We start from the raw sequence: 24,533 nt of genomic DNA, 5'->3' as shown, positions 1-24,533 counted from the left end.
CCGCGCCCGCCCCCGAGCGGGCGCGGAAGATCAGAGGGTCAGAACGGGGCCTCAGGCGAGATCGGCTCCCACGGGTGGACCGTCAGGAAGCGACGCCACGCCTGCCCCTTGTGCTTGCGCGCGAGGTCGAGGGCGGCCTCGCCGTACTCGCCGTCCTGGATGGGCCCGGTCGGCGGCACGGCACCGCCCACAGTGACCGCCCACTCCTCGCGCTTCTCCAGCGCCTCGAACTCGGCGATCCGCTGGCGGGCCTCCGCCAGCTCGTCCGCCATCGCGGGCAGCAACTCGTCCAGGAGTCGCCGTTCCGTCTCGCGCTGCTCCTTCACGTCCGCGTGCACCACGTCACGCTTGGCGACCAGCTCTTCGACCTCTTCCAGGTCCACCGGTTCAGGCGCCGGGTACCACTCGCACGGTTCGGGCTCTCGGTCGTCTCCTGGTTCGTACAGGTCATCGACGTGAGTCATCGGGGAACTCCTCGGGGTTGATCAGGTCGGATGGGGAGCCGTCGATAGAGCGACGGGCATAGTCGTCGAGCTGCGCCTGCTGGCATCGCGAGCACACGCCGCAGCAGTCCCCGCCAGGCGGGTTGGTGGTGCAGCCGACCGCACCCGCCGGACAGACGTGGCCAGCGGGCTTCCGCCCGCGGCACCAGGGGCAGAACTCCATGGCCTGGACAGGCGGGTCGAGCTGCATGCGAACCGCCGTCTCCACATCGGCGGGCAGGTCCCACAAGCTCAGGCGCCCATTGCACGACACCGGCTGAGCGAGGGGGCGAACATTCGCCAGTCGCCAGTGGGACTGACCCCGGATCGCCCACGGCCCGCAGTCACAGGCGCCGCCGTCCAACATCCGGCAGACGCCCACCACGTCGACCACGGCGACGACCGCGGACTTCTGCTGGCGGGCCGGCAGAACGCTGCCGTATCCCCGGCGGGCCCTGAACGCCACGTCGCACTGCGCTTCTTCGCCGGCCCAGCCCGCTCCTGCGTGGATCGCAAGCGGGCCCCGGTGTGTGGTCGACCAGGTGCGGTTCTCGACGTTCTTGCCGAGCTGGGCGATGGCGAAGGCCCACGGCTGGCGAACGGTGAGCGCCTTCATGAGCCCTCACCACCCGAGATGACCCACTTACCGTCCGGGGAGGGGTACGCCCACGTGGTGCCGAGCAGCAGCACGGGAACGTCCAACGGGTCGAAACCCGTGCGCACCAGGTAGCCGTGGTTGTAGGCCTCGGTCCGGTGCTGCTCGACGTAGCCATGACAGCCCGTCGTCCCAGACCCGCACAGCAGCAGCAGGTTCTCGGCGGTGTTCTCACCGCCGCGCCCCCGCGGGATCCGGTGGTGGATCGAATCCTCATCACGAGGGACGACCGCGCCGCAACGGACGCACCCCTTGTCGCGGGCCTCCACCAGCGCCCTCAGCTTCGGCGAAGGGCCCGTGTCCGGCTGGGGGAACTTCAGGTGCCAGCCGTTGAAGCAGTGCTCCACATCGATCGGCAGGACGCTCCGCAGGCCGAGAGCGTGCATCCGCTCCAGGCGTCGGCGAGCTTCCGCCTCGTTCGCGAACGTCTCTTTCGAGCAGCAGGGGCGGGCGACGCGGGTCTTCATCGGCCACGCCCCGGCGTGTCGTACAGCGCCTTGGCGTTGACGTTCAGCGAACGCATCACCTCGACCTGCGTCTTGACCTGCCAGACGTAGTCCGAGGCGTTCTGCCGGACGACCTTCGCCGCCCGGAGCGCCCAATACTCCTTCGAGATGCGGACCGCGTACCACTCGTCCGCCTGCTTCTGCGATACCTGGCCGACCTTCCGGCCGACCTCGGGCGGCTCCTCGCTGGAGGCGAACAGGAACGCGGTGCGCGCTTCCAGGAACACCCGCTCCGCCTTGACCTCGGCGTCACGCGCCCTCATCAGGTTGAGCTGTGACTTGGCCAGCTCGTTGTTCAGCCGCTTCAGGTACACGTCCGTGTCCGCAGGGGTCAGGACGGCGTCCTCGGAGATGAACTCGAAACCGGCCTCGCCGCGCTGGAAGACGTCCGTCATGACTGCTCACCTGCCATCGCGGTCTGCCACAGCGGGCAGTCGACGACCGGGAGCCCCTCGAAGCCGGGCAGGTCCACGCCCACCTCACAGGAAGCGCCGCCCTCGTTGCAGGAGCAGGGACGGCCCGGAAAGCACCACTCACCCGCGAAGGCTGCGTCGAAGTGCCGGCACGTCCTGCAGGTCCGGTTCGCCGGGTTGAGCCAGCAGCGGCCAATGTGCGCCGCCGTAGCGGTCTTCTTCGCCCGTGCGCGGGAGCAGAACGGGCAGGCGTAGCGGGTCACCTTGATCTGGATGGGAGTCGTCACGCCTGCTCGCCTCGCTTCGCGCCGAGCAGGCCGGCGAGGTCGATGCCGTCGATCTGCGGCAGGTCCGTCTCCTCCAGGACCTCCAGCAGCCGCTCGGCGCCGTCGTCGGCGTAGAACCGCTGCGACGGAGACGACCCGTGGCCGATCTCCACGCCGGGGATCTCGCGGCCTTCCTTGTCCACCGGGGCGTTGTTGGCGAGAGCCTGCTCCAGCAGCTTCATCTCGTACGCGGTGCGCACCGTAGGCACGTGCTCGACCTCGGTCGGCGCCGTCTCCTGCACGAACGCGACGAACTTGTCCCGGTCGGCGACGATCGCCTTCACCTCCGGCTCGGTCATCGCGACCTTGCCGAGCCGGGCCGCGCCGAGCTTGGCGGCGTTCTTGTCGCCGGGCTCCTGCTCGATGAACTGGGTCACGTGCTTGAGCGCCCGGTTGAGCTGCGACTGGCGCATCTTCAGCAGGGCGAACACCGTCCGCGCTTCCCTCGGGGTGAGATCGCTCATGCCGCGACTCCGTTCGACTCGGACGTCATCTGCGCCTTCAGCGCCTGCACGCGTGTCCTGACCAGGTCGGCCTCGGGTGCGGTGATCTCGCCTGCAATGCCGAGCGGGTTGATTGCCGTCCACACGCTCTGTAGGCCGTCGAGGTTGGATGCGTCTTCGGCCTCGGTCAGCAGGCGCTGCGCCGCCTCGGACAAGCTGTCCAGGTCGGGCGATTCGCTGCCCGCCTTCACCTCCGTCATCTCGCGGACGCGAGAGGCGGACGGGTCGCACTTCAAGGCGTCGAAGACGAGCCGCTCCAAGCTGAAGTCCGGCATCGGCTGCGGCTTGTCGACGCCCGGGCGGATCCCGGCGTGCACCGAGCGGGCGCCGACGACGATCGGCGGGTGCTCGCGCGACATCCGCACCCACACCGACGCGTCGTAGGCGAGGTTCTTGTGCCCCTCGACCTTGTAGTCCTTCGACCCTTCAATGGGCCTGCCCGACTGGTCGAGGCTCGCGACCTCTTTGCCCCGGGCGGTCATCACCACGATGCCAGGGAAAGTCATGAGCAGGGTCATGAGTCTCCGGTGCCGGGCCGTCGCGTCGTTCCACAGGTTCATCGACACCTGGACCTCGGCGTTCGGATCCCGCTGGAGCCTCTGCTGGTTGCTTCGAGACGTCTTGGCGCGGTTGCCCGCCCAGTCCTTCAGCAGGTCCCACTCGGCGGTCATGGAGTCGATCACGAGCACCACCGGCGGCTCTCCGGCCTGCGCCGCCCGGGCAGCCTCATCGCGGACCTCGACCACCTGGGAGAGGATCGACTGCCAGGTTCCGTCGTGCTCGATCACCAGGTAGCGAGCTCCGGGCACTGCCCCGTACTCGTCGGCTGCTCCCTCGTTCAGGTCCAGCCAGTACGTCTGCCCGACCTTCGCGGAGCCGGACAGTTCGGCGGCAGCGAATGACTTGCCGACCTTCTCGCCACCCTCCAGGAGGATGAGCGGCCACGGCACAGCGCCGGTCGGCTTGCGGGTTCTCGGTGCCATCAGTGGTCGTCTCCCTCGTCGTTGGGGGTGTCGTCGTTGCTGATCGCGCCGCCAAGGAACGTGGCCATCCACTCGGCCACGACAGGCGCGTACTGGCGGGAGTAGGGCACCTTACGCCGCGCGATTTCGGCGGACACCCACACCCCGCTGAGTGCTTTCCAGGAGCCGTCCGGCTCCATCCGGTACGCCTTGTAGACGGGGCGGGACCGGCCGTTACTCTTGCTGTAGGCGACGATCAGGTCCACAGCTCCGCCGGGGCGGTGCAGCCGCTCCACCACCTCGTAGGTGCCGTTCTCGGTGGTCATGGAGTGGGCTGTCATGACGTCGCCCCACGGCTGCCACGGGCTCTCACCCGTCCGCCACCAGATGCAGGCGTCCACGGGCAGCCGGTAGTCCTCCTGGTGTGTGCGGATTCGGGCCAGGTCCTCGATGGCGTCACCGATCTCCGGCTGCGCGAGAGTGACCAGCCGCTCCGAGCCGAGCGTGTCCATGCCGGTGAACTGGACCCGGTACTCGGCGGCCGGAGGAGACATCTGGGTGGCGGTCATGCCGACGCCGCCTGGCCGTACTCGGCGGCGAGCGCCTTACGTTCGGCATCGGCGATCAGCCGGTCAGCCTCGCTGCCCGCCGCGCGGACGCGCTCGTCGAACGCGTCGAGCCTCGCCAGTTCGATCGCCTCGTCAGGGACGATCCCGTGCTGGTCGGTCAGGATCTGCGCCAGCAACGCGGTCCGCAGATGTCCGCCGCCCGAGTCCGGCCGGTACAGGTACGTGTAGAGGGCGAGCGTCCCCAGCGGGCGAACCGCTCCGCCGGACTGGATTATCGTTGTCATCGGTCCTGCTCTCTATCGATCAGTCAGTGCTCGTGAGCGGGATCAAGCGGGTCCGGCAGGGGTCAGAAACTGCTGGGCCCGCGCTGCGCTTTCAGCGCTTGTGGTGCCGTCCGACGTACTCGGCGCGGTCTTCGAGGTCACGTGCGATGCAGCCGACCCGCCATCCCGCGATCACCTGGAGGCGGTAGCGCTGCTCGAAGGAAGGCATCGGGTTCACGCCGTCCCCCTGTATGACCGGGCCCGCTCGGGGCGTGCGCACAGCGGAGTGACGGCGGTGTTCGCCGCCGGAATGTTCTGGGGCTTCGCCGGTCGCGGCTTCTTGACGGTGCCGGGCTTGCGGGCGGGCTTCGGCTCCTGCCCCTGGAGGGCGTGGGCGTCGAGCAGCATCTGGAGCTGCGTCTCGGTGAAGACGAGCTTCCGTCCGAGGCGTGTGCCGATCTGCAGTGTGCGGGCGGTCTTCTTGAGCCAGTACTCGGTGACGACGTCTTCGCCACCGAACCACTCGACCGTCTGAGCAAGCGTGAAGACGCGTTCGAGGGGTTTCATGCGCCGCTCACCTCGTGGAGGTACGCGGTTGTGTCGTGAGCGCTATAGATCGCTCTAGTGCGCATCATGCACACTCCGCCTGAGCCGTTGCCTCAGGCTTGGTCAACAACGCGTCAATGTCGACGTCGAGAGCCCTGACTAGAACCCCCAGCCTCGGTGCCGTCGGCAGGAACACCCCGGATTCCCATCGACAAAGGGTGCTGACCGTGATCCTCATGCCCGCCCGTTCGCAGCGGACCTCCAGGTCCGCCAGGGTGAGCCCTTTGCGCTCCCTCACTTCTCTGGCGCGCTTGCCATCGAAAGGAAGCTGGAGTCGCTTCTTCATGAGCGCAACTTAGCGCAAGTCTTCGAATGACCGCAACATAGCGCTCATCATTTCTTCAAGAAGACCCCCGAGTCAGGAATTCAGCAGCCCATGACCAGCGACATTGCGATACATTGCGTTCAGAACCGCGAGCTGAACCGGAGACCAAGCATGGAGCGAGACCGCACCCAGCACCTCGCAAACCTCATGGAGCAGCGACGCCTCGCGCTACGCCTCGAGTGGAACGAAGTGGCCGAAGCCGCCGGCATCTCCGCGGCCTTCCTGCGCAAGATCCGTTCCGGCACGGGGGCCGGCCCCCTCACCATTGCCAAGCTGGAAGCCGCCCTCAACTGGGCTCCCGGCAGCATCGACGCCATCCGCGCCGGCGGAGAAGCGGCGGACCTTTCGGCGTCGACCACCGAACCTGGCACGCAGAAACCACGGACCTCACAGGACATCGAGGCGGCGATCCGAGACCTGGCCCAGCAGTTGAGCCCCGAACGAATGCGGAGCATCCTCGCCGACCTCTCGCGATCAGAGCGCAAGTACGAGGACGACGCCGAGCAGCGACTCTGGGAGATCGCCGAGATCGAGCCCGTGATCCGCAGGCAGTTGATCGGGTTGCTGCGGGTCGCCCGAGAGGCGATGGAGGACGAGGATCCTGAGATCAACGCTGAGGTCCGGGAGTTTCGGCCGCGCCGCTGACCCATCGTGCGCGTTCAGGACCGAAATATAGCCCTGCACGTATGCCGACTTTGTATCGTCGGCCGTCACAGACGTTCTCAGGAATCTTTCAGGATTGCCACTGGTCACGGGGATGGCAGGCTGTGCCCTGGCGTGACATGGCAGGTCGTGTCACGATCACATTACGGCCCCCAACTTGGGGTGGACTACGCGCGTTTGTGGACGTGGAATGACCAATACAGCTTTTTGGGGCGGGGGTCCACGTAACAACACTTCTGCGCGTAATGCGCTCTGGGGGTGGAAAATCTTGATCGCCGACGGGCAATCCGACGTCCGCGAGCGCGAGTTGATCAACCACATGCTCGCCACCATTAAGGAACGCGTCGAGATCGCCAAACGGCTCAGCGCAGCCCAAGCTCAAAACGACCAATTCACACAGCAACGGTTCGACGACATGGCCGCCGAACTCGAGCTGGCCTACAAGATGATCAAAAGGCTCAGCCGGGCACTCGAAGCGATGGCCGCCGAACTTCCCCCTCAGGAAGTCATCCAGGCGCTGAGCAGCCGCAGCGGCAAGGCACACGCCGTCAGCGCAACCCTCAACGGCAAAATCCACACGTTCCTCGTCCCGTCCATGGGCATGGACGACCCGGCCGAGTGGATGAGGTGGTGGAAGCGGTTCACCGAGCGGTATGGAGACGCATGATGAGCGTCTGGCCAGAGATCCGCGAGGTAAAAGACCCGTTGTCGCCTGCTGTCGCCTACACCGAGAACGGCCGGACCGTGATCGAGGTCGACGAAAAGCTCACCGGCAAGGGGCGCGCCGCCGCCGTTCTCGCCGCGTGGCGGGCGCACGAGCAGGGAACAGCCGCACTGCTCCCCGCGGCGTTCCTCGTGTACGCCTGGGATCCGATCAAGCGATGGGCGAGCGGGCATCCTGGGCGAGCAGCAGCAGTCGGCACAGCCGCCGCCGTGGCCGTGGCGGGCGTGCTTGCGGTCATCCAGCTCGACGACCGCGAACAGCCTCAAGCCTCCCGCCCGCCGGTCTCGCCCTCGATGATGGCTTCTCCGCCGCCAACGTTATGGACCGTTACACCAACCCGTTCCCCTTCTGCGGGCAGCACGCAACGCCCAACGTCAACCACCGAAGCTGGCGGGCCGCGCAGGCCGGAGAGAAGACCGACGTCTGACTTGCCGTCGCCTGCCGAGCCGAGTACTGGAAAGTCGCCACCACCAAGGGTGGGGCCGACCCCCGCCCGGTCGCCGACACCGCGCGCAGATGTCATTCCAGAGGCACGGCCATTGGTAGCCGAGGCCGCTGTGGAGCCGTCGCCGGCTCCCCTGTCAGCGCCAGGCGTTGCACGTCCTTCTCCAACGGCGCCGACCAGCGGTGCGCCGTACCTGGAGGAGCCGGGAAGCGACTGTTACCTGGAGGTGGACGTGGACCCGATCCTCAACGTCTGCATCCGCTGAAGCTTCGGCGACTCGGCACGATCTCGTAGCACGGCATGCTTCACTAGCCGGTGACCCCCAACCCCCCACTCCCAAGGGACCCTCATGGCGTTTGCCGAGAAGAGAGGCGCGTTCTGGCGCGCCCGGTATAAGCGTGCTGATGGAACCTGGGCGTCAGCCCCTCACGGCGATGACGGGAAGCGGTTCGAAACCAGGCAGGCCGCCGAAAACTACGGCGAAGAGCAGGAAGCGGACATCCGCCGCAACCTGTGGCGTGACCCACGAGCTGGCGACATCACGCTCAACGACTGGGTCAACCGATGGTTTCCTGCTCAGCACCTTGAGGAGACGACGCTCGAGGGCTACCGGTGGCATATCGAAGTCCACATCCTGCCGTACTTCGGAGAGCATGCTCTCCGAACACTGAACGCGCTCGACATCGCCGCGTGGGAGCTGTCCCTGTGGCGCAACGGCGTGTGCGGGCAGACGTCTGCGGCGTCCGCCCGCACACTCCTCCACACGATCCTGTCCGACGCCGTGTCGGCCGGCCTCATCCCTGCCAACCCTGCGGTCAGGCAACGCAACCGAGGCAGGAAGAACGGCAAGAGTCGAGCCCGCGGCCCGGAGGAGGTGTGGGCTACCCCGCTGGAAGCTCTCCTCGTTGCAGAACGTGCTTCTCTCCTATCCGGCCGTCCCGACGAGTTCATCCACCTGGTGACGATCGCCTACACCGGAATGCGGTGGGCAGAATCGATCGGCCTCGAACGGCAGTTTCTGCGCTTGTCGGTCATCCAAATCGAGCAGCAGGTGTACGAGCACAAGGGCCGGTGGATAAAGAAGCCTCCGAAGGACGACTCATACCGGGACATCCACCTGCCGCCGTTCCTTGCCGATCTGCTGTCGCGCCAGATCCAGCGGCATGGCGACGGCGCATGCGACTGCACGAGGAAGAGAACGAGGGAGGAGAAGGAGAGGGGGTGCGGCGGCGGCCGGTACGTGTTCCTGCCGGAGGGCGGCGACCACGAGCGGCGCAGTAACTTCGGCCGGCGTAGGTTCCGCCCGGCAGTGGACGGGAGGCACGCGGATGCAAAGGACCGCCCGGGGTATCCAGTGCTGGCCGACCTCGCGGACGCTCCGTGGCCAGGCGTCGTTCGCCGTTCCTGGCCTGCGGCTGTCTCGGGTGAAGAGTTCAAGCCGCCGCGACGGCGCGGCTTCTGGCGGTACGACATGGACCAGCATCACGTGGTGTCCTGGCTGCCGGTAAAGCCCGAAGATCGGGGCCGCAAGCTCAAAATCCACGGCTTGAGGCACAGTCAGAAGGTGTGGCTGGACGAGCTCGGTGTGCCGACGGTCGCGTCGGAGGAGCGGATGGGGCACGATGTGCCGGGCATCGTCGGCACGTACTCGCACACGTCTCCAGAGATGGTCCGGATGATCACAGAAGGTTTGCAGGTTCGGTGCTGGGAGCGGTCTCTTCGAGAGCGGTCAGCGATCGGTGATGGGCACTCTCCGGTGCCGCTTCTGGATGAGCTACTGGAGCCCTATCGGAAGATTGACAAGAAAGATCATCTCCCAAATCTCTCCCAGGCGCCCGTTTCGGATCTTCGTCCGCGACCTAAAAAGGTGGTCTGACCTGGGTGGGCGGTACTGGGTTCGAACCAGTGACCCCTCGCTTGTAAGGCGAGTGCTCTACCGCTGAGCTAACCGCCCCTGATCGGCACTACACCTTACGACACCACCGGGTCCGATCGCACATCCACCGCCCAGCCGGGGCCGAGTTCGGGGCGGTCCGCGGCGCGCCAGCCCAGGAGGGCCGCGCCGAGCATGCCGGCGTCCACGCCGAGTGCCGCCGGGATCAGTGGGGGTGCTTCGCGGAAGGCGAGGCGTTTGATGAGGCGGGTGCGTACCGGGTCGAAGAGGGCGGGGCCGGCTTCGGCGAGGCCGCCTCCGAGGACGATCATCGAGGGGTCCAGGAGCAGGGTGTATGTGGCCAGCGCCAGGGACAGCGCCTCCACGGCCTCGTCCCATACCTCGATGGCGATCGGATCGTCGGAGGAGACGACCTGCTCCGCCTTGACGCCCTCGACGCCCGCCCGCTGGCTGTAGCGGCGGCCCACCGAGGCGGCTGAGGCGTAGGTTTCGAGGCAGCCGAACTGGCCGCACGCGCACTCTTCGCCGTCCGGGAAGACCGGGGTGTGGCCGATCTCGCCTGCCCAGCCGGATGAGCCGCCGTACGGCTCGCCGCGGATGATCGAGGCGCCCGCGATGCCCGTGCCGATGGGCAGGAAGAGGAAGTCGGAAAGGCCCCGGCCGGCGCCGAGGATGCTCTCCGCGAGGCCCCCGGTGCGTACGTCGTGGCCGAGCATCACCGGGATGTCCAGGGTGGTGAAGTCGGTGGCGGGGACGTCGCGCCAGCCGAGGTTCGCCGCGTAGATCGCCGCGTTCTCCGACACCAGGCCCGGTACGGCCAGCCCCACGCCCGCGGGGTTCCCGTCGCCCGATCCGGCCAGGTGGCTGATGAAGTCGGAGATGGCGGCCACGACCGCCTCAGGGCCCTCCGCTCGCGGGGTCGGGCGCCGCTCGCTCAACAGCACCGCGCCGGACTCGCTGACCAGCCCGCCCTTCATGGACGTGCCACCGACGTCGAGCGCAACGACGAACGAACTTATTGCGGACACGGAAGGAGACGATAGCGCAGCTCAGGGAAATGTCTGGAAAGAAGCTGTTCGCCAAGGATCTTGCAGAGTTGCCTGCCGAAGCTCTCAGAGGGAGTCGGCCAGCGTCTCCAGGCGCTCTCTCCGGCCCTCAGTGGCCCGATACGGCGACGGCCGACCCCTGGGCAGCCCACGGACCCCCGGACGGCCCTCAGCGGCCCTCAGGCCCGTCCCAGCACCCGGTTGAGTGCCGCCTCCACCTCCGCGGAAAGCCCTGGCGGCGGTGTCACCGGGTCGGCCGGGGAGGTGTCGGTGCGGGCCATCGCCATCCGCACCGTGCCGCAGGCCCGGCACTCCACCTCGCCCAGCCGGCAGATCAACGCCGTGGACCCGCAGCCGGCGCACGAGTCGAGGTCGAGGTCGTGCAGCCGTTGACAGTCCGGGCAGATCAACACTTGGGACTCGTTGCGCACCCCGCGCTGCCACGGGCTGGCGCCACGCACCGGGTCGGTCTGCCGGGCCCCGCACCGGTAGCAGGGCATCATTTCCCTCCGAAGTCAAGAAATGTCGGCGAGTGCCTTCACGTAGTCGGCGACGTCACGTGCGGAGGAGATCGGATTGACCACCGACCACCGGATCACGCCCTCGCCGTCGATGACGAAGGTCCCCCGCGAAGCGAGCCCTTTCGCCTCATCGAAGACACCGTACGCCTGCGCGACCTGTCCGTGTGGCCAGAAATCGGAGAGCAGCGCGAAGGTGTAACCCTCGATATCCGCCCAGGCACGGTGCGTGAAGACGGAGTCGACGGACACCGTCAGCACCTGGCCGTCCAGCGGCTGGTCGCGCAGGGCGGACAGCTCGCCGTGACAGACCCCGCTGAAGGCCAGCGGGTAGAAGACCAGCACGACTTTGGTGCCCCGGAACTGGGACAGGCGTACCGGCGTGCCGTGCTGGTCCTGCAGCTCGAAATCAGGAGCCGGGGCGCCGACCTCGGCAGGATGTGCGCTCACAGGCACCATCCTGCCGCATGGCAGGCGCTCAGACTCCCTACCGTCGGCCCTTGGGCGTGACGAGCCTGGTCCCGGACCAGTCGGATGCGGCGGAGACGCTGCTGGTCTGCGAGAGGCCCGCCGTGGTGGCGTCCTCCCCGATGTCACTCGGCTCCACGTGGCCCTCGCGTCCGGCCTTGGGCGTGAGCAGCCAGATCTGGCCGCCTTCTGCGAGTGATCGCATGGCGCTGGTCAGAGCGTCGAAGAGATCTCCGTCGTCGTCGCGCCACCACAGCAGCACCACGTCGACGACGTCGTCGCTATCGTCGTCCAACAGCTCGTTGCCGGTCAGGTTCTCGATGGACTCGCGAAGCTCGTCGTCGACGTCCTCGTCCCAACCGATCTCCTGCACCACCTGACCCGACTTGAGGCCGAGTCGTTCGGCCAGGCCGCGCTCGCTCTGCGCCTGACCCGCGGTCGCGCTCACGTTTATCCCTCCTGCTTGAGTGGCCCCGCTTATGCGGTTTATCGCTTCGGCACAGTCCACACGCTGTGACCCTCAGTCGTCAACGGTCGCCACGGGTACGGCCGTAGTCGGCCAGAATCAATCCGGCAAAAACGACAGGCGAACCTGGCGTTGCACGTTGTCGACGTTCAGGTCAACCAGTGCGACAGACTGCCATGTACCCAGCGCCATGCGCCCGCCGAGCACCGGGATGGTGGCGTACGGCGGGACCAGCGCGGGCATCACATGTGACCTGCCGTGACCGCGCGAACCGTGGGCGTGACGCCACCGTTCGTCGGCAGGCAGGAGATCACGCAGTGCGGCGAGCAGGTCGTCGTCGCTGCCCGAGCCCAATTCGAGCAGGGCGACACCCGCCGTCGCGTGGGGCACGAACACATGCAAAAGCCCGTCTGCCCCCTGCGCTCGCACGAACTCCGCACATTCGGCGGTGATGTCGTGCACCGTCTCTCGTGAACCTGTGGTCACAGAGATGATTTCAGATCTCACGTGGAAATCTTACTTAGGCACGACGACGGCGTCGGGGCCGGGAAACACCAGCCCGGTGTGCCCGTCGTCGAACCGCACCATGTAGGGAGGCCCGCCCTCCGGGCCCTGGACCTCCATGATTACGCCACCCCGGTCCCTTTCGCCAACGGTATTCCCGTGCACCAGGAGCCGGTCGCCCACCGTCGCATTCATACCTCCAGATTGGTACGCGGCAGGCCGCACGAAAAGGACGATTCGGAAGTTTTGCATCGCCTTGGAGCCCGTACAAAGATGACCAAAACGTTACTCTGCGCAGATGCGACGTTTCGGGCTTCACAGCGGGACGGCGGCGCCGCACACGTGCTCGATCGGCGACGTCGTAAGCGCTCCCGCCGGCGGCGGCACGGGTGCGGACGTCGTCCCGGCCCGCGCCACGATCCTGGCCGGTTCCGCTCCGAAGATCTACGCGTGATCCCTGGACATAACGATGCCGAACCGTGACAGCCCGACAGACTCACGTCCCGGTGAGTTGCGGAGTGGATCAGCCGGGGAGTCACGAACGGTCGCACAGAGTGACCGCCGACCCGTCTCACGGTGCTCGACGACACGGGCTCCTCCCAACAAAGAGCGGGCGAGTGGGCCGCAGAAAGACCGGCGGCGCCGACGATGTGAGCGACAGACCGCCCCGTCAGCGCCGTACGGACAGGCCGGTGGCTAGACTCGCCCGTCACGTCACACGCCCTCATGGGTGAGATCCCCCTCTTCGGGGCAAGCTGGAGGCATGGGACAGTCGTCAACAGGACATTCGAGCGAAATTTCGTTCATTTTCCGGTCTTGTTAAATTGCACCGGGGATGTAACCTTTGGTGTCGATTCGTCCTACCATCGGTGGTCTAGGCCATCGAAGCTGACCCTGCCAGCAGGGACACCCTGGTTACCAGCGAGTAGAGATGCGTTTTCTACGGCTAGCGACCAGGATGGAAGGCGACCCAGACCAGACATCAGTCCATCTCGGAAGGCGAGACCCAGTGGCTTCCGGACGCCAGCGATTCTCGATCATCAGCGACGGCCTACCCAGCCAGCTACCTGATGTCGACCCCAGCGAGACCAACGAGTGGCTCGAGTCCCTCGACAACGTCGTCAAGACCGAGGGCCGCACCAGAGCCCGCTACCTCATGCTCCGCATGCTCGAGCGGGCCCGCGAGCATCAGGTCGGCGTGCCGGGCTTGCGCAGCACCGACTACATCAACACGATCCCGCCGGAGCGCGAGCCCTGGTTCCCGGGCGACGAGCACGTCGAACGCCGCATCCGCGCCTACATCCGCTGGAACGCGGCGATCATGGTCTCCCGTGCCAACGCCCGTACCAACGTCGGCGGCCACATCGCCACCTACGCCTCGGCGGCCTCGCTCTACGAGGTGGGCTTCAACCACTTCTTCCGCGGCAAGGACCACGGCGAGTCGGGCGACCAGGTCTTCTTCCAGGGGCACGCCGCGCCGGGCATCTACGCCCGTGCCTTCCTTGAGGGCCGGCTCAACGAGGCCCAGCTCGACGCGTTCCGCCAGGAGCTGTCGCACGGCTTCCACGGCCTGCCCTCCTATCCGCACCCGCGCCTCATGCCCGACTTCTGGGAGTTCCCCACGGTCTCCATGGGCCTGGGCCCGATCGGCGCGATCTATCAGGCGCGGTTCAACCGCTACCTGCTCAACCGCCAGATCAAGGACACCAGCCGCAGCCACGTATGGGCGTTCCTGGGCGACGGCGAGATGGACGAGCCCGAGTCGCTGGGCGCGATCGGCCTGGCCGCGCGTGAGGAGCTCGACAACCTCACCTTCGTGATCAACTGCAACCTGCAGCGGCTCGACGGCCCGGTCCGCGGCAACGGCAAGATCATCCAGGAGCTGGAGTCGTACTTCCGCGGCGCCGGCTGGAACGTGATCAAGGTCGTGTGGGGCCGCGACTGGGACCCGCTGCTGGCCGCCGACGTCGACGGCGTGCTGGTCAACCAGATGAACACCACGCCCGACGGCCAGTACCAGACGTACTCGGTCGAGTCCGGCGAGTACATCCGCGAGCACTTCTTCGGCGGCGACCCGCGCCTGCGCAAGATGGTCGAGCACCTGACCGACGACGACATCCGCAAGCTGTCGCGCGGCGGCCACGACTACCGCAAGGTCTACGCGGCGTTCAAGGCGGCCCGCGAGCACGTCGGCCAGCCGACCGTGATCCTCGCCCAGACCATCAAGGGCTGGACGCTGGGCAAGGACTTCGAGGCCCGCAACGCCACCCACCAGATGAAGAAGCTCACCAAGGCCGAGCTCAAGGAGTTCCGCGACCGGCTCTACCTGCCGATCCCCGACTCGGCGCTGGAGGGCGACCTTCCCCCGTACTTCCACCCGGGCGAGAACGACCCCGAGATCCAGTACATGATGGAGCGCCGCGCCGCGCTCGGCGGCGTGCTGCCCAAGCGGGTCATGCGCGCCAAGCCGGTCAAACTGCCCGGCGACGAGGTCTACGGCGGCTTCCAGAAGGGCTCGGGCAAGCAGCAGGTCGCCACCACCATGGCGTTCGTGCGGCTGCTCAAGGACCTCATGCGCGACAAGGAGATCGGCCACAGGTTCGTGCCGATCATCCCCGACGAGGCCAGGACGTTCGGTCTCGACGCGATGTTCCCCACGGCGAAGATCTACTCTCCGCACGGCCAGACCTACGAGGCCGTCGACCGGGAGCTGCTGCTGTCCTACAAGGAGGCCGTGCAGGGCCAGATCCTGCACGAGGGCATCAGCGAGTCGGGCTCGATGGCCTCCGCCATCGCGGCCGGCACCTCCTACGCCACGCACGGCGAGCACATGATCCCGATCTACATCTTCTACTCGATGTTCGGGTGGCAGCGCACCGGCGACCAGATGTGGCAGATGGGCGACCAGATGGGCCGCGGCTTCCTGCTCGGCGCCACCGCGGGCCGCACCACGCTCAACGGCGAGGGCCTGCAGCATGAGGACGGCCACACGCCGCTCATCGCCTCGACCAACCCGGCCTCGGTCTCCTACGACCCGTCCTGGGCGTTCGAGGTGGCCCACATCGTCAAGGACGGCCTGCGCCGGATGTACGGCGACCAGCCGGAGGACGTCTTCTTCTACCTGACCGTCTACAACGAGCCCTACCTGCAGCCCGCCCAGCCGGCGAACATCGACGTGCAGGGGCTGCTCAAGGGCCTGTACAAGTTCGCCGACGGTCCCCAGACACAGGGCCCGAAGGCCAACATCCTGTCCTCGGGCGTGGCGGGTCCGTGGGCGATGGAGGCCCAGCGGCTGCTGGCGGAGGACTGGGGCGTGTCGGCCGAGGTGTGGTCGGCGACGTCGTGGTCCGAGCTGCGCCGCGACGCTCTGGCCTGCGAGGAGCACAACCTGCTCAACCCCGACGCCGAGCGGCGCGTCCCGTACGTGACCCAGGTGCTGTCGCAGGCTCAGGGGCCGTTCGTGGGCGTCAGCGACTACATGAAGGCCGTGCAGGACCAGATCGCGCAGTGGGTGCCGGGTGACTGGTCCTCGCTGGGCACCGACGGGTTCGGCCTGTCCGACACCCGCTCGGCGCTGCGCCGCCACTTCCACGTCGACGCCGCCTCGATCACGCTGGCCGTGCTGACCAGCCTGGTCAAGCGGGGCGAGCTCGACGGCGAGGTGCTGCGCGAGGCCATCGCCCGCTACCACCTCAAGAACGGCGTCACCGAGGCCGGCGGCGCCGAGAGCAACGACACCCAGTCCATGGGCGTCTGACGTCATCCGGAAGGGGCGCTCCCGCGAATCCGGTTTCGCGGGAGCGCCGTCATATCCGGCCGCCCGCGCCGTCTGGACGGTGGGGCGGCACGTCAGGAGGGGTCGTGCCGCCTCACCCGGTTTGGTATTCGGTCACGTATTGTGGGCACTACTTCCCCCCTGAGAGACGAGGGGAAAACTATCTGATGCGACGTGTCCTTGCCGCGGCCCTGATCGTGGCGGCCGCCGGATGTTCCACGGTGCCGGCCGCCGAGCCCGCCACGCAGTCCACCGCCGCCCCCGACAAGATCGCCTGGGGGCCGTGCACCGACATCAGGCGTCCTGACGGCGAGCCTCCGGCCCGCACGGACGCGAAGGTGCAGTGCGGCAAGCTCGCGGTGCCTCTGGACTACGCCAACCCCCGCGGCGAGCAGCTCGACCTGGCGTTGATCAAGCTGGCGACCACGGCGGGCAAGGGCCAGCGGCTCGGATCCGTCGTCTTCAACTTCGGCGGCCCGGGGGCGTCCGGGGTCGACACGCTCGACCAGGCGGGCAAGGCGCTCGCCGCGCTGCGCGCCCGCTACGACCTGATCAGCTTCGATCCGCGCGGCGTCGAGCGCAGCTCCGGGGTGCGCTGCGGCAACAGCGCGGAAATGGACCGTTTCACCTCGCTGGACACGCTTCCGTCCAACGAGGAGACGCATCGCGAGTCGGCGGCGGCCAACAAGCAGTTCGCGGCGCTGTGCCAGCAGAACTCCGGCAAGATCCTCCCGTACGTGGGCACCGTGAACGCGGCCCGCGACATGGACCGCATCCGCGCCGCCCTCGGCGACGCCAAGCTCAACTACGTGGGCATGTCGTACGGCACCCAGCTCGGCGGCGTCTACGCCACCGAGTTCCCCAAGAACGTGGGCCGCATGGTGCTCGACGCCCCGCTCGACCCCACGGTCAACTTCGAGCAGCGGACGCTGACCCAGACGCGCGGGTTCCAGAAGGCGTACGAGAGTTTCCTGCGCTCGTGCGTCAAGGACGGATCGTGCGACATCGGCAATGACGCGACCACCGCGGACGCCAACGTCGAGAAGCTGATGAACCAGCTCACCGTCCAGCCGCTGAAGGTCGGCACCCGCGAGCTCACCCAGGGCCTGGCCTCCACGGGCGTGGCCGCGGCGCTCTACTCCGAGCTGACCTGGCCGTTCCTGGAGCAGGCGCTCTCCGAGGCGATCAAGGGCAAGGGCGACGCGCTGATGTACCTGGCCGACTCCTACACCGGCCGCTCCCCCGACGGCTCCTACTCCACCCAGATGACCAGCTTCCCCGCCATCACCTGCGTGGACACCACGGAACGCCCCACGGAGGCGGAGCTGCGGCGCACCGAGGCGGCCGCGCTGAAGATCTCGCCGCTGTTCGGCAGCGAGGGCTCAGGCGGGCTGTGCCGGGTCTGGCCGGCCAAGGGCAGCGACGAGGCGCGCCACGTGAACGCCACCGGGTCGGCGCCGATCATGGTCGTGGGCGGCAGGGGCGACCCCGCCACGCCGTACGAGTGGGCGCCCAGGCTGACGGCCCAGCTCAAGACCGCCACGCTCGTCACCTACGAGGGCGAGGGGCACGGGGCGTACCTGTCGGGCAGCAAGTGCATCCAGGGGATCGTGGACACGTACCTGATCGACGGCCGCATGCCGAGCAAGGGCAGCACCTGCCCGGCGGCCTAGTCTGGGCCGCGTGACGGACGACACTGACGAATCGACGATTGAGGCGGAGGCCGCGCGACTGGCCTCCCTGGCGGGCGACCTGTCCGTCCCGGTGCCCACGTGCCCGGGATGGACGCTCGCCGAACTGGTCACGCACGTCGGCCAGACCCACCGCTGGGCCACCCACGTGCTGCGCAACCGGGTTCAGGAGCGGATCTGGTCGCGCCAGGTGCCGAGCGGGCTGGCCGAGGGCGAGAGCGGGGACGCGGCCTGGCTGACGGCCGGCGCCGCCACCCTGCTGGAGACGCTGCGCGTGACCGATCCGGCGATGCCCGTGTGGACCTGGGGCCCGGACAAACGGGCGTCCTGGTGGCCGCGCAGGATGCTCTTCGAGCTGGTCGTCCACCGGGCCGACGCGGAGCTCGCGCTCGGCGTCGACCCGGTGGTCCCGGCGCCGACCGCGATCGACGGCGTCGAGGAGTTCCTGCACAATCTGCCGTCCGCCGCCTGGGTCACCCGGCCGCTGGCCGAGCTGGGCGCGGAGGGGGCCACGATCCACCTCCACGCGACCGACGCCGACGGCGAGTGGACGATCACGCAGGGGCCCGGCGGAGCGATCACGTGGGCGCGCGGGCACGCCAAGGGCGACGTCGCCGTGCGGGGCCCCGTGAGCGACCTGCTTCTCCTGCTGTACGGCCGGCGCTCCCCCGACGGGCTCACCGTGTACGGCGACCGCGCCTTCCTGGACCGCTGGCTGTCGGCCGCCGCCTTCTGACCACTCGGAGAAAGGCCCTGGACGCGCCGCCGCTCGGCGATCGGCGGCGTGCCCAGGGCGAAAGGCGAACCATCCGTCCCCCGGGGCGGCCTCGGGTCGGCGGGGAAGGTGCTCTCCCGGGCGCGCGGGCGGACGGAACGTGGCTCACCTGCGGTGGAAGACTCCGAAGAGGCTGCCCGACGGGTCGCGCAGATAGGCGAAGTCGGTGCCGTCGGCGTCGCCGATGACCTTCGTGACGACCTTGCCGCCCAGCTTCTCGCTCTTGGCGCAGGCCTCCTCGACGTCGGCCACATGCACGTGGAAGATCGCGTGAGCCGGGAACTCGCCCTTGGTGTTGTACAGCCCGCCCGCCGGGTGCGCGCCGCCCGGGTAGCCGATCAACCGGTAGTCGATCGGGGCGTCGTCACGGGCGAACGTCCAGCCGAACATCCCGCCATAGAACGTCTGGGCGCCTTCTGGGTCGTCTGTCGCGACCTCGAACCAGGTCACCGTGTTGTCCATCGTCGTCTCCTCATTTCTCGAACAGGACAACGATGCAACGCGTGAGCGACAACCCTATGTCGGTGTTTTCGAATGATTACTCGAGCGAAGTGCCGTGGACGATCATCTCGGGCACCCCGGAGGCGAAGCCTTCGAGCGGCCGGTCCGGGCTGCGCTCGGGGGTGACGGTGGCGGCCGCGATGCGGTCGAGGCGGAAGACGCGTACGTCGTCGCGCAGCCGGCACCACGCCACGAGGTACCAGAACCCGCCCCGCCCGCCCAGGAACACCCCGGGCTCCACGTCGCGCGAGGTCAGCGCGCCCTTGGCGTCGGCGTATTCGAGCCTGAGCACGCGCCTGCGCAGCAGCGCCTCCTCGATGGCCCGCGAGATGCCCTCGGCGCCGAGCGGCTGGATGTCGTCGTCGGGCTCGGAGTGCGGGCGGACCATCTGCACGCGGCGGGCCAGCTCTCGGGCGAGATCGCCCTCGGCGCCCGGCATGGCGGCCACCACCTTGCGTAACGCGCTGCGCGCCTGCCTGCCGAACGGCTGGTCGCCGGCTCTGCTGAGCGCCACCGCGATGGCCACGGCCTCGGCGGGGGTGAAGTTGAGCGGCGGCAGGGACATCTTCTTGTCGATCGCGTAACCGCCCTTGCGCCCCGGCTCGGCGTAGATCGGCACCCCCGACTCCTGCAGCGCCGTGATGTCGCGCTCGATCGTGCGCACGCTGACCTCGAACCGCTGGGCGAGCTCCCGGGCCGAGCGGCAGCGGGGCGCGATGGCGCGCAGGTCTTCGACGAGTGCGTAGAGCCGGTCGGTACGGTTCACAGCCGAGACGTTACGCGGCGCCACCGACAATCATGGGGCTCACGCCGTCCCCGCAACCACCGCCTCACCGCCGGGCCACGGTGGTCTCACGTCACGGCGACCGCTCCCCCGAATCAGGCCGCCGTCCATTCGAGCAGCCGGTCCAGCGTCCAGGTGTTGACGATCCGGTCCGCCTCGATCCCGCACTGCGCGGCCCGTTCGCACCCGAACCGCTGCCAGTCGAGCTGCCCGGGCGCGTGCGCGTCGGAGTCGATCGCGAACACGCACCCCATCTCGTAGGCCAGCCGCATCAGTCGTTTCGGCGGATCGAGCCGGTCGGGCCGGGAGTTGATCTCGACCGCCACCCCGAACCGCCTGCAGGCCTCGAAGACCAGTTCCGCGTCGAACGACGACTCCGGCCGCTTGGCCCCCCGCTCGCCCCCTGCCCGCACCACCCGCCCCGTGCAGTGCCCGAGCACGTCGACCAGCGGGTTCGCGATCGCGGTGACCATGCGGCGGGTCATGTCCTGTGCGTCCATGCGCAGCTTGGAGTGCACGCTCGCCACCACCACGTCCAGCCGCTCCAGCAGCGCGGGCTCCTGGTCGAGGGAGCCGTCCGCGTTCACGTCCACCTCGATGCCGGTCAGGATCCTGAACGGGGCCAGCCGCTCGTTCAGTTTGCCCACGACCTCGAGCTGCCGTTCCAGCCGCTCGGCCGTCAGGCCCTTGGCGACGGTCAGGCGCGGCGAGTGGTCGGTCAGCGCCCAGTATTCGTGGCCGAGCCCGATGGCCGCCTCGGCCATCTCCTCGATCGGCGAGCCGCCGTCCGACCAGTCCGAATGGCTGTGCAGGTCGCCTTTCAACGCACTGCGCAGGGCTGCCGCCGCCGCGTCGAGTTCCACGCCCTCGGTCGCCCGCATTCTCCGCAAATACGTAGGAACCTCACCGGAGAGTGCTTCGTTGATCACCAGTGCGGTGACCTTGCCGATGCCGGGCAGGTCGCCGAGCCCACCCGTGTGGGCCAGCCGCGCGAGCTCGTCTCGGGGGAGGTCGTCAACGAGCGCGGCGGCACGGCGGAAGGCGCGTACGCGGTACGTGGGCTCTCCCGCGCGCTCCAACAGGAAGGCGATCTCGCGGAGGGCATCAACCGGATCCATGCCTTGATTCATACCCAAACCAATAGCAACAGGCAGGCGATACACATTGAACGCGAACGAGAGCCACCGATAGGCTGATCGGCCCATGAAAGCAGGAGCTTGATGGCACCACCGCCCCATTACGACGAGGCGTCCGAGCGCAAGTCGTCCAAGATCGTTGCGCTGTCCGTGCTCGGCGTTCTGTCCTTGACCCTGGTCGGGATCTGGGCGGTCGCGGAGGCGAACGACGAGGACGACGACGTCACCGCAGATTGTGTGCTCTACGTGGAGGGGGACGCCTACTCGCCGACCCCCGCCCCCGATCCGACCGCGACCCCCACCCCCGGCACGTCAACGCCGCCCCCCGGCTCCTACCAGGTCGTCGACGACTCCAACTGCGATGACGATGACGACAACCGCTACCGCAGCTATGACGGCGATGGCGACGGCGGCGGCGGCGGCAACAACAGCTACAACTCCTACCGGATCAACTACGGCGACTCGCGCGGCGCGTACCGCTGGTACTACGGCGGCACCAGGCAGGGTGACCGCGTCTCCAAGGGCAGCACCTACCGCCCCTCCGACGTGAACATCAACAGCCGCTCCGGCAAGGAGATCCAGCGCGGCGGGTTCGGCAACCGTTCGAGCAGCGGGAGCTGACGGTGCGCCGCGAGCATGGCACGCCCAGAGACGACTGGGAGAAGATCATCGAGGGTCAGGGGCTGGCCTACCACCGGGCCGCCCACCCCTCCGGGCTGAGCAGGCCCTACTGGGACGAGTCCGTCCACTACGTCTTCTCGATGGAGGAGGTCGAGGCGCTGGAGGAGCAGGTCGAGGAGCTCCACCGCATGTGCCTGGGCGTCGTGGAGCACGTGATCTCCACCGGGCGCTTCGCCGACTTCGCCATCCCCGAGTGGGCGTGGGAGGAGGTGGCCCGCTCGTGGGAGCGGCGCGACCCCCACGTGTACGCCCGATTCGACCTGCGCTACGACGGCACGGGCCCGGCCAAACTGCTGGAGTACAACGCCGACACCCCGACCTCGCTGGTGGAGTCGTCGGTCGTGCAGTGGTTCTGGCTGCAGGACCGCTTCCCCGGCGACGACCAGTGGAACTCCGTGCACGAGCGGCTCGTCGAGCGCTGGCGCGAGCTGCGGCTGCCGCCCGGGCCCATCCACTTCGCGTTCACGAACATGGACGAGACCGGCGAAGAGGCCATGACGGTGGCCTACCTGCAGGAGACCGCCGAACAGGCCGGCCTGCGGACCATGGCCATCGCCATGGAGGACATCGGCTGGGACGCGCTCAACCGCCGCTTCGCCGACCTCGGCGGGCAGATGATCCGCTCGGCGTTCAAGCTCTACCCGTGGGAGTGGATGCTGGACGACGACTTCGGACGGCAGGCCGTACGGCACTCCACCTGGATCGAACCCCTGTGGAAGACGCTGCTGTCGAACAAGGCGCTGCTGGCGCTCCTGTGGGAGCTCCACCCGGGCCACCCCAACCTGCTGCCCGCCTACCTCGGCGACCCACGGGAGCTGACCTCCTACATCGCCAAGCCGATGCTCGGCAGGGAGGGCGCCTCGATGCGGATCGTCACCCCGGAGGGGACACAGGAGACGCCCGGCTCCTACGGCAAGGAAGGCTACGTCTTCCAGGGCTTCGAGGCTCTGCCGGTGTTCGAGGGACAACGCCCGGTGCTCGGCGCCTGGATCGTCGCCGACGAGGCCGCCGGGCTGGGTATCAGGGAGACGACCGGCCTGATCACCGATGACACCTCCTCCTTCGTCCCGCACCGCATCGCCGACTGACTTCCCCCCACTCCCGCATCCTCCCCTGAATGGATACAGACGTGACCCTTCTCGAAACCCTCATGCGCGGCGCCGGCGCCATCGCCGCCTACGCCGCCGTCGGCCTGGTCCTCATGATCGTCGGCTTCTACGTGATCGACTGGGCGACGCCCGGCAAGCTGAGCGAGGTCATCCGCACCCAGCGCAACCCCAACGCCACGCTGCTGACCACCTCGGCGCTGGGCGCCATCGGCCTCATCGTGGCCGCCTCCATCTGGGCCTCCGGCGGCCGGTTGACGGAGGGGCTGGCGGCCACGGCGGTGTTCGGCCTGGTCGGCATCATCGTGCAGACCGTCGCGATGCTGGTGTTCGACAAGATCGTGGGCGTCTCCGTCCGCGATCTGGTCAAGGAGCAGGAGCTGCAGCCAGGAGCGCGGCTGCTCGCGGTCACCCACCTCGCGATCGGCCTGATCACGGCCGTCGCCGTCATCTGAAGGCCGTCCGCGCGGCCGGGCCTGACACCGCCGTCGCGGTCATGGGAATGGACCTGGCACTCTAGATGACGTGACAGACCGGACCCGGGAGGACACCACCCGCAGGCTCGAGCGGGCCATGGGCTCGCTCGGCACGGCGGCGATGGCGCGCATGGACGAGCAGCTTCCGTGGTTCCGCGCGCTCAGCGCCGAGGACAGGTCGTGGGTGGGGCTGGTGGCCCAGGCCGGCATCGCCGCCTTCGTCGAGTGGTTCCAGCAGGCGGGCAAGGACACTCCCAGCATCGAGTTCTTCGGCACGGCCCCGCGCGAGCTCAAGCGGTCGATCTCGCTGCAGCAGACCGTCGACATCGTCAGGATCGTGGTCGAGGTGGTCGAGGCGCAGGCCCACGAACTGGCCGCGCCCGGCGGCGAGGACCAGCTCCAGCAGGCCATGCTGCGCTACACCCGCGACGTGGCCTTCACCGCCGCCCAGGTCTACGCCCGCGAGGCCGAGGCCAGGGGCGCGTGGGACGCCCGGCTTGAGGCGCTGATCGTGGACGCGCTGGTGCGCGGCGAGGTCGACGACGGCCTCCACTCCTGGGCCGCCGCGCTCGGCTGGACCTCCTCCCCCGTGGTCGTCATCGCCGGTCACGCCCCCGAGGGCGACCCCCGCGCGGTCATCGACGGCCTGCGCGAGAAGGGCCGCCGCATCGGCATGGACCTGCTCGCCGGCGTCCAGGCCGACCGGCTGATCGTGATCGTGGGCGGCGCCGACAGCGTCGACCACGCGGCCAGGCAGGTCGTGTCCCGCTTCGGCGTCGGCCCCATCGTCATCGGCCCCGAGGTGCCCGACCTGCACGCCGCCGCCAGGTCCGCCAGGGCGGCGCTGGCCGGGCTGAAGGCGTCCTGCGGGTGGCCCGACGCGCCCAGGCCGGTGCACGCCGAGGATCTGCTGGCCGAACGGGCGCTCGACGGCGACGCCGACGCCAGGGAGCAGCTCATCGAGAACGTCTACCTGCCGCTCGCCGGCACGCCGCTGCTCGACACACTGGCCACGTATCTGGAGCAGGGCACCTCGCTGGAGGCGACCGCCAGGCTGCTCTTCGTGCACCCCAACACCGTGCGCTACCGGCTGAAGAAGATCACGGAGCTGACCGGGTACCAGCCCACCGAGGGCCGCTCCGCCTTCACCCTGCAGGTCGGGCTCATTCTCGGCCGGCTGTCGGAAAGCGCCGTAACGTGGCGCGCCCTAACGTAATACCACCGAAATCCCTACTGTAGGGTTCCTACAAATCACCCCGGACAAAGTTCG

32 protein-coding genes and 1 tRNA gene are annotated in these 24,533 nt (G+C 68.3%); 11 read left to right on the top strand and 22 right to left on the bottom strand.

The window, feature by feature from the left end:
• Positions 1 to 38 precede the first annotated feature (38 nt).
• The 12 genes from ACFOY2_RS04895 to ACFOY2_RS04840 form a co-directional block, all read right to left on the bottom strand.
• Entirely contained in the window at positions 39 to 464 is a 426-nt protein-coding gene (locus ACFOY2_RS04895; protein ID WP_379526687.1) for a hypothetical protein, read from the bottom strand.
• Positions 448 to 1,098, bottom strand: a complete 651-nt coding sequence (locus ACFOY2_RS04890) for a hypothetical protein (protein WP_379526686.1) — start codon at positions 1,096 to 1,098, stop codon at positions 448 to 450. Before ACFOY2_RS04890 ends, ACFOY2_RS04895 begins: the two co-directional genes overlap by 17 nt.
• Positions 1,095 to 1,604: an HNH endonuclease gene (locus ACFOY2_RS04885; RefSeq protein ID WP_379526685.1), complete on the bottom strand. Its 510-nt coding sequence runs from the start codon at positions 1,602 to 1,604 to the stop codon at positions 1,095 to 1,097. Before ACFOY2_RS04885 ends, ACFOY2_RS04890 begins: the two co-directional genes overlap by 4 nt.
• Positions 1,601 to 2,038, bottom strand: coding sequence for a hypothetical protein (locus tag ACFOY2_RS04880; protein WP_379526684.1), 438 nt, complete (start codon positions 2,036 to 2,038; stop codon positions 1,601 to 1,603). Before ACFOY2_RS04880 ends, ACFOY2_RS04885 begins: the two co-directional genes overlap by 4 nt.
• A complete protein-coding gene (locus tag ACFOY2_RS04875) occupies positions 2,035 to 2,343 on the bottom strand; it encodes a hypothetical protein (RefSeq protein WP_379526683.1) in 309 nt (102 codons plus the stop codon). The genes ACFOY2_RS04880 and ACFOY2_RS04875 overlap by 4 nt, the downstream gene beginning before the upstream one ends.
• On the bottom strand, positions 2,340 to 2,846 hold the full coding sequence (locus ACFOY2_RS04870; protein WP_379526682.1) for a hypothetical protein: 507 nt from the start codon (positions 2,844 to 2,846) through the stop codon (positions 2,340 to 2,342). The genes ACFOY2_RS04875 and ACFOY2_RS04870 overlap by 4 nt, the downstream gene beginning before the upstream one ends.
• Positions 2,843 to 3,868 (bottom strand): AAA family ATPase, encoded by a 1,026-nt coding sequence (locus tag ACFOY2_RS04865; RefSeq protein ID WP_379526681.1) that lies wholly within the window; start codon positions 3,866 to 3,868, stop codon positions 2,843 to 2,845. Before ACFOY2_RS04865 ends, ACFOY2_RS04870 begins: the two co-directional genes overlap by 4 nt.
• Positions 3,868 to 4,416 (bottom strand): hypothetical protein, encoded by a 549-nt coding sequence (locus ACFOY2_RS04860; protein ID WP_379526680.1) that lies wholly within the window; start codon positions 4,414 to 4,416, stop codon positions 3,868 to 3,870. Before ACFOY2_RS04860 ends, ACFOY2_RS04865 begins: the two co-directional genes overlap by 1 nt.
• Positions 4,413 to 4,700 carry a hypothetical protein gene (locus ACFOY2_RS04855; RefSeq protein WP_379526679.1) on the bottom strand — a complete coding sequence of 96 codons (288 nt, stop codon included), beginning with the start codon at positions 4,698 to 4,700 and terminating at the stop codon, positions 4,413 to 4,415. The genes ACFOY2_RS04860 and ACFOY2_RS04855 overlap by 4 nt, the downstream gene beginning before the upstream one ends.
• Before the next feature lie 91 nt (positions 4,701 to 4,791).
• Positions 4,792 to 4,917 carry a hypothetical protein gene (locus tag ACFOY2_RS04850; protein ID WP_379526678.1) on the bottom strand — a complete coding sequence of 42 codons (126 nt, stop codon included), beginning with the start codon at positions 4,915 to 4,917 and terminating at the stop codon, positions 4,792 to 4,794.
• Positions 4,914 to 5,246: a hypothetical protein gene (locus ACFOY2_RS04845; protein ID WP_379526677.1), complete on the bottom strand. Its 333-nt coding sequence runs from the start codon at positions 5,244 to 5,246 to the stop codon at positions 4,914 to 4,916. The genes ACFOY2_RS04850 and ACFOY2_RS04845 overlap by 4 nt, the downstream gene beginning before the upstream one ends.
• A gap of 64 nt (positions 5,247 to 5,310) precedes the next feature.
• Positions 5,311 to 5,571 (bottom strand): helix-turn-helix domain-containing protein, encoded by a 261-nt coding sequence (locus ACFOY2_RS04840; protein WP_379526676.1) that lies wholly within the window; start codon positions 5,569 to 5,571, stop codon positions 5,311 to 5,313.
• A gap of 90 nt (positions 5,572 to 5,661) precedes the next feature.
• On the opposite strand from ACFOY2_RS04840, the gene ACFOY2_RS04835 reads away from it, so the two are divergent.
• The 3 genes from ACFOY2_RS04835 to ACFOY2_RS04825 all read left to right on the top strand — a co-directional run bounded on the left by ACFOY2_RS04835 (position 5,662) and on the right by ACFOY2_RS04825 (position 9,318).
• Positions 5,662 to 6,255: a hypothetical protein gene (locus ACFOY2_RS04835; RefSeq protein WP_379526675.1), complete on the top strand. Its 594-nt coding sequence runs from the start codon at positions 5,662 to 5,664 to the stop codon at positions 6,253 to 6,255.
• A 286-nt stretch (positions 6,256 to 6,541) separates the two neighbouring features.
• Positions 6,542 to 6,940 (top strand): hypothetical protein, encoded by a 399-nt coding sequence (locus ACFOY2_RS04830; RefSeq protein WP_379526674.1) that lies wholly within the window; start codon positions 6,542 to 6,544, stop codon positions 6,938 to 6,940.
• Between the two features lie 851 nt (positions 6,941 to 7,791).
• A complete protein-coding gene (locus ACFOY2_RS04825; protein WP_379526673.1) occupies positions 7,792 to 9,318 on the top strand; it encodes a tyrosine-type recombinase/integrase in 1,527 nt (508 codons plus the stop codon).
• 6 nt (positions 9,319 to 9,324) lie between these two features.
• On the opposite strand, the gene ACFOY2_RS04820 is transcribed toward ACFOY2_RS04825, so the two are convergent.
• The 7 genes from ACFOY2_RS04820 to ACFOY2_RS04790 form a co-directional block, all read right to left on the bottom strand.
• Positions 9,325 to 9,396: transfer RNA gene (locus ACFOY2_RS04820), tRNA-Val, on the bottom strand.
• Positions 9,397 to 9,413: 17 nt separating this feature from the next.
• Positions 9,414 to 10,364 (bottom strand): ROK family protein, encoded by a 951-nt coding sequence (locus tag ACFOY2_RS04815; protein WP_379526672.1) that lies wholly within the window; start codon positions 10,362 to 10,364, stop codon positions 9,414 to 9,416.
• A 197-nt stretch (positions 10,365 to 10,561) separates the two neighbouring features.
• On the bottom strand, positions 10,562 to 10,885 hold the full coding sequence (locus ACFOY2_RS04810) for a hypothetical protein (protein ID WP_379526671.1): 324 nt from the start codon (positions 10,883 to 10,885) through the stop codon (positions 10,562 to 10,564).
• A 12-nt stretch (positions 10,886 to 10,897) separates the two neighbouring features.
• Complete coding sequence (locus tag ACFOY2_RS04805; RefSeq protein ID WP_379526670.1) at positions 10,898 to 11,359, bottom strand: peroxiredoxin; 462 nt, start codon at positions 11,357 to 11,359, stop codon at positions 10,898 to 10,900.
• Positions 11,360 to 11,387: 28 nt separating this feature from the next.
• Positions 11,388 to 11,816 carry a DUF3052 domain-containing protein gene (locus ACFOY2_RS04800; RefSeq protein WP_357803983.1) on the bottom strand — a complete coding sequence of 143 codons (429 nt, stop codon included), beginning with the start codon at positions 11,814 to 11,816 and terminating at the stop codon, positions 11,388 to 11,390.
• A 117-nt stretch (positions 11,817 to 11,933) separates the two neighbouring features.
• Positions 11,934 to 12,341, bottom strand: a complete 408-nt coding sequence (locus ACFOY2_RS04795) for a secondary thiamine-phosphate synthase enzyme YjbQ (protein WP_357803981.1) — start codon at positions 12,339 to 12,341, stop codon at positions 11,934 to 11,936.
• A 9-nt stretch (positions 12,342 to 12,350) separates the two neighbouring features.
• Entirely contained in the window at positions 12,351 to 12,533 is a 183-nt protein-coding gene (locus ACFOY2_RS04790; RefSeq protein WP_357803978.1) for a DUF1918 domain-containing protein, read from the bottom strand.
• A gap of 103 nt (positions 12,534 to 12,636) precedes the next feature.
• On the opposite strand from ACFOY2_RS04790, the gene ACFOY2_RS04785 reads away from it, so the two are divergent.
• The 4 genes from ACFOY2_RS04785 (at position 12,637) to ACFOY2_RS04770 (ending at position 18,540) form a co-directional block, all read left to right on the top strand.
• On the top strand, positions 12,637 to 12,792 hold the full coding sequence (locus ACFOY2_RS04785; RefSeq protein ID WP_379526669.1) for a hypothetical protein: 156 nt from the start codon (positions 12,637 to 12,639) through the stop codon (positions 12,790 to 12,792).
• A 555-nt stretch (positions 12,793 to 13,347) separates the two neighbouring features.
• A complete protein-coding gene (gene aceE, locus ACFOY2_RS04780) occupies positions 13,348 to 16,095 on the top strand; it encodes a pyruvate dehydrogenase (acetyl-transferring), homodimeric type (RefSeq protein WP_379526668.1) in 2,748 nt (915 codons plus the stop codon).
• A gap of 185 nt (positions 16,096 to 16,280) precedes the next feature.
• Positions 16,281 to 17,786: an alpha/beta hydrolase gene (locus tag ACFOY2_RS04775; protein ID WP_379526667.1), complete on the top strand. Its 1,506-nt coding sequence runs from the start codon at positions 16,281 to 16,283 to the stop codon at positions 17,784 to 17,786.
• A 10-nt stretch (positions 17,787 to 17,796) separates the two neighbouring features.
• On the top strand, positions 17,797 to 18,540 hold the full coding sequence (locus ACFOY2_RS04770; RefSeq protein WP_379526666.1) for a maleylpyruvate isomerase family mycothiol-dependent enzyme: 744 nt from the start codon (positions 17,797 to 17,799) through the stop codon (positions 18,538 to 18,540).
• 144 nt (positions 18,541 to 18,684) lie between these two features.
• Here ACFOY2_RS04770 and ACFOY2_RS04765 read toward each other — a convergent pair whose 3' ends face one another.
• From ACFOY2_RS04765 to ACFOY2_RS04755, 3 genes are all read right to left on the bottom strand, one after another.
• A complete protein-coding gene (locus ACFOY2_RS04765) occupies positions 18,685 to 19,041 on the bottom strand; it encodes a VOC family protein (protein WP_379526665.1) in 357 nt (118 codons plus the stop codon).
• A gap of 76 nt (positions 19,042 to 19,117) precedes the next feature.
• Positions 19,118 to 19,846, bottom strand: a complete 729-nt coding sequence (locus ACFOY2_RS04760) for a helix-turn-helix transcriptional regulator (RefSeq protein ID WP_379526664.1) — start codon at positions 19,844 to 19,846, stop codon at positions 19,118 to 19,120.
• Between the two features lie 113 nt (positions 19,847 to 19,959).
• A complete protein-coding gene (locus tag ACFOY2_RS04755; protein ID WP_379526663.1) occupies positions 19,960 to 20,982 on the bottom strand; it encodes a PHP domain-containing protein in 1,023 nt (340 codons plus the stop codon).
• Between the two features lie 102 nt (positions 20,983 to 21,084).
• Between ACFOY2_RS04755 and ACFOY2_RS04750 the strand changes: the two genes are divergently transcribed.
• The 4 genes from ACFOY2_RS04750 (at position 21,085) to ACFOY2_RS04735 (ending at position 24,479) form a co-directional block, all read left to right on the top strand.
• The gene (locus tag ACFOY2_RS04750; RefSeq protein ID WP_379526662.1) at positions 21,085 to 21,621 is read left to right on the top strand and encodes a hypothetical protein; all 537 of its coding nucleotides are present in this window, start codon (positions 21,085 to 21,087) and stop codon (positions 21,619 to 21,621) included.
• Between the two features lie 2 nt (positions 21,622 to 21,623).
• Positions 21,624 to 22,769, top strand: a complete 1,146-nt coding sequence (locus ACFOY2_RS04745; RefSeq protein ID WP_379526661.1) for a glutathionylspermidine synthase family protein — start codon at positions 21,624 to 21,626, stop codon at positions 22,767 to 22,769.
• A 29-nt stretch (positions 22,770 to 22,798) separates the two neighbouring features.
• On the top strand, positions 22,799 to 23,242 hold the full coding sequence (locus ACFOY2_RS04740) for a DUF350 domain-containing protein (RefSeq protein ID WP_379526660.1): 444 nt from the start codon (positions 22,799 to 22,801) through the stop codon (positions 23,240 to 23,242).
• A gap of 118 nt (positions 23,243 to 23,360) precedes the next feature.
• On the top strand, positions 23,361 to 24,479 hold the full coding sequence (locus tag ACFOY2_RS04735; RefSeq protein WP_379526999.1) for a PucR family transcriptional regulator: 1,119 nt from the start codon (positions 23,361 to 23,363) through the stop codon (positions 24,477 to 24,479).
• Positions 24,480 to 24,533 lie beyond the last annotated feature (54 nt).

This window comes from Nonomuraea purpurea (assembly GCF_042650645.1).
GTDB classification, from domain to species: domain Bacteria; phylum Actinomycetota; class Actinomycetes; order Streptosporangiales; family Streptosporangiaceae; genus Nonomuraea; species Nonomuraea purpurea.
The sequence above is the reverse complement of the archived record's forward strand: the minus strand, read 5'-3'. Positions and strand labels throughout refer to the sequence as shown.

Excerpts from the sequence above, each read along its gene's own strand:
- ACFOY2_RS04895 (WP_379526687.1), bottom strand. The coding sequence starts at position 464 with ATGACTCACGTCGATGACCTGTACGAACCAGGAGACGACCGAGAGCCC.
- ACFOY2_RS04890 (WP_379526686.1), bottom strand. The coding sequence starts at position 1,098 with ATGAAGGCGCTCACCGTTCGCCAGCCGTGGGCCTTCGCCATCGCCCAG.
- ACFOY2_RS04885 (WP_379526685.1), bottom strand. The coding sequence starts at position 1,604 with ATGAAGACCCGCGTCGCCCGCCCCTGCTGCTCGAAAGAGACGTTCGCG.
- ACFOY2_RS04880 (WP_379526684.1), bottom strand. The coding sequence starts at position 2,038 with ATGACGGACGTCTTCCAGCGCGGCGAGGCCGGTTTCGAGTTCATCTCC.
- ACFOY2_RS04870 (WP_379526682.1), bottom strand. The coding sequence starts at position 2,846 with ATGAGCGATCTCACCCCGAGGGAAGCGCGGACGGTGTTCGCCCTGCTG.
- ACFOY2_RS04865 (WP_379526681.1), bottom strand. The coding sequence starts at position 3,868 with ATGGCACCGAGAACCCGCAAGCCGACCGGCGCTGTGCCGTGGCCGCTC.
- ACFOY2_RS04860 (WP_379526680.1), bottom strand. The coding sequence starts at position 4,416 with ATGACCGCCACCCAGATGTCTCCTCCGGCCGCCGAGTACCGGGTCCAG.
- ACFOY2_RS04855 (WP_379526679.1), bottom strand. The coding sequence starts at position 4,700 with ATGACAACGATAATCCAGTCCGGCGGAGCGGTTCGCCCGCTGGGGACG.
- ACFOY2_RS04845 (WP_379526677.1), bottom strand. The coding sequence starts at position 5,246 with ATGAAACCCCTCGAACGCGTCTTCACGCTTGCTCAGACGGTCGAGTGG.
- ACFOY2_RS04840 (WP_379526676.1), bottom strand. The coding sequence starts at position 5,571 with ATGAAGAAGCGACTCCAGCTTCCTTTCGATGGCAAGCGCGCCAGAGAA.
- ACFOY2_RS04835 (WP_379526675.1), top strand. The coding sequence starts at position 5,662 with ATGACCAGCGACATTGCGATACATTGCGTTCAGAACCGCGAGCTGAAC.
- ACFOY2_RS04825 (WP_379526673.1), top strand. The coding sequence starts at position 7,792 with ATGGCGTTTGCCGAGAAGAGAGGCGCGTTCTGGCGCGCCCGGTATAAG.
- ACFOY2_RS04810 (WP_379526671.1), bottom strand. The coding sequence starts at position 10,885 with ATGATGCCCTGCTACCGGTGCGGGGCCCGGCAGACCGACCCGGTGCGT.
- ACFOY2_RS04805 (WP_379526670.1), bottom strand. The coding sequence starts at position 11,359 with ATGGTGCCTGTGAGCGCACATCCTGCCGAGGTCGGCGCCCCGGCTCCT.
- ACFOY2_RS04790 (WP_357803978.1), bottom strand. The coding sequence starts at position 12,533 with ATGAATGCGACGGTGGGCGACCGGCTCCTGGTGCACGGGAATACCGTT.
- ACFOY2_RS04785 (WP_379526669.1), top strand. The coding sequence starts at position 12,637 with ATGCGACGTTTCGGGCTTCACAGCGGGACGGCGGCGCCGCACACGTGC.
- ACFOY2_RS04775 (WP_379526667.1), top strand. The coding sequence starts at position 16,281 with ATGCGACGTGTCCTTGCCGCGGCCCTGATCGTGGCGGCCGCCGGATGT.
- ACFOY2_RS04765 (WP_379526665.1), bottom strand. The coding sequence starts at position 19,041 with ATGGACAACACGGTGACCTGGTTCGAGGTCGCGACAGACGACCCAGAA.
- ACFOY2_RS04755 (WP_379526663.1), bottom strand. The coding sequence starts at position 20,982 with ATGGATCCGGTTGATGCCCTCCGCGAGATCGCCTTCCTGTTGGAGCGC.
- ACFOY2_RS04750 (WP_379526662.1), top strand. The coding sequence starts at position 21,085 with ATGGCACCACCGCCCCATTACGACGAGGCGTCCGAGCGCAAGTCGTCC.
- ACFOY2_RS04740 (WP_379526660.1), top strand. The coding sequence starts at position 22,799 with ATGGATACAGACGTGACCCTTCTCGAAACCCTCATGCGCGGCGCCGGC.
- ACFOY2_RS04735 (WP_379526999.1), top strand. The coding sequence starts at position 23,361 with ATGGGCTCGCTCGGCACGGCGGCGATGGCGCGCATGGACGAGCAGCTT.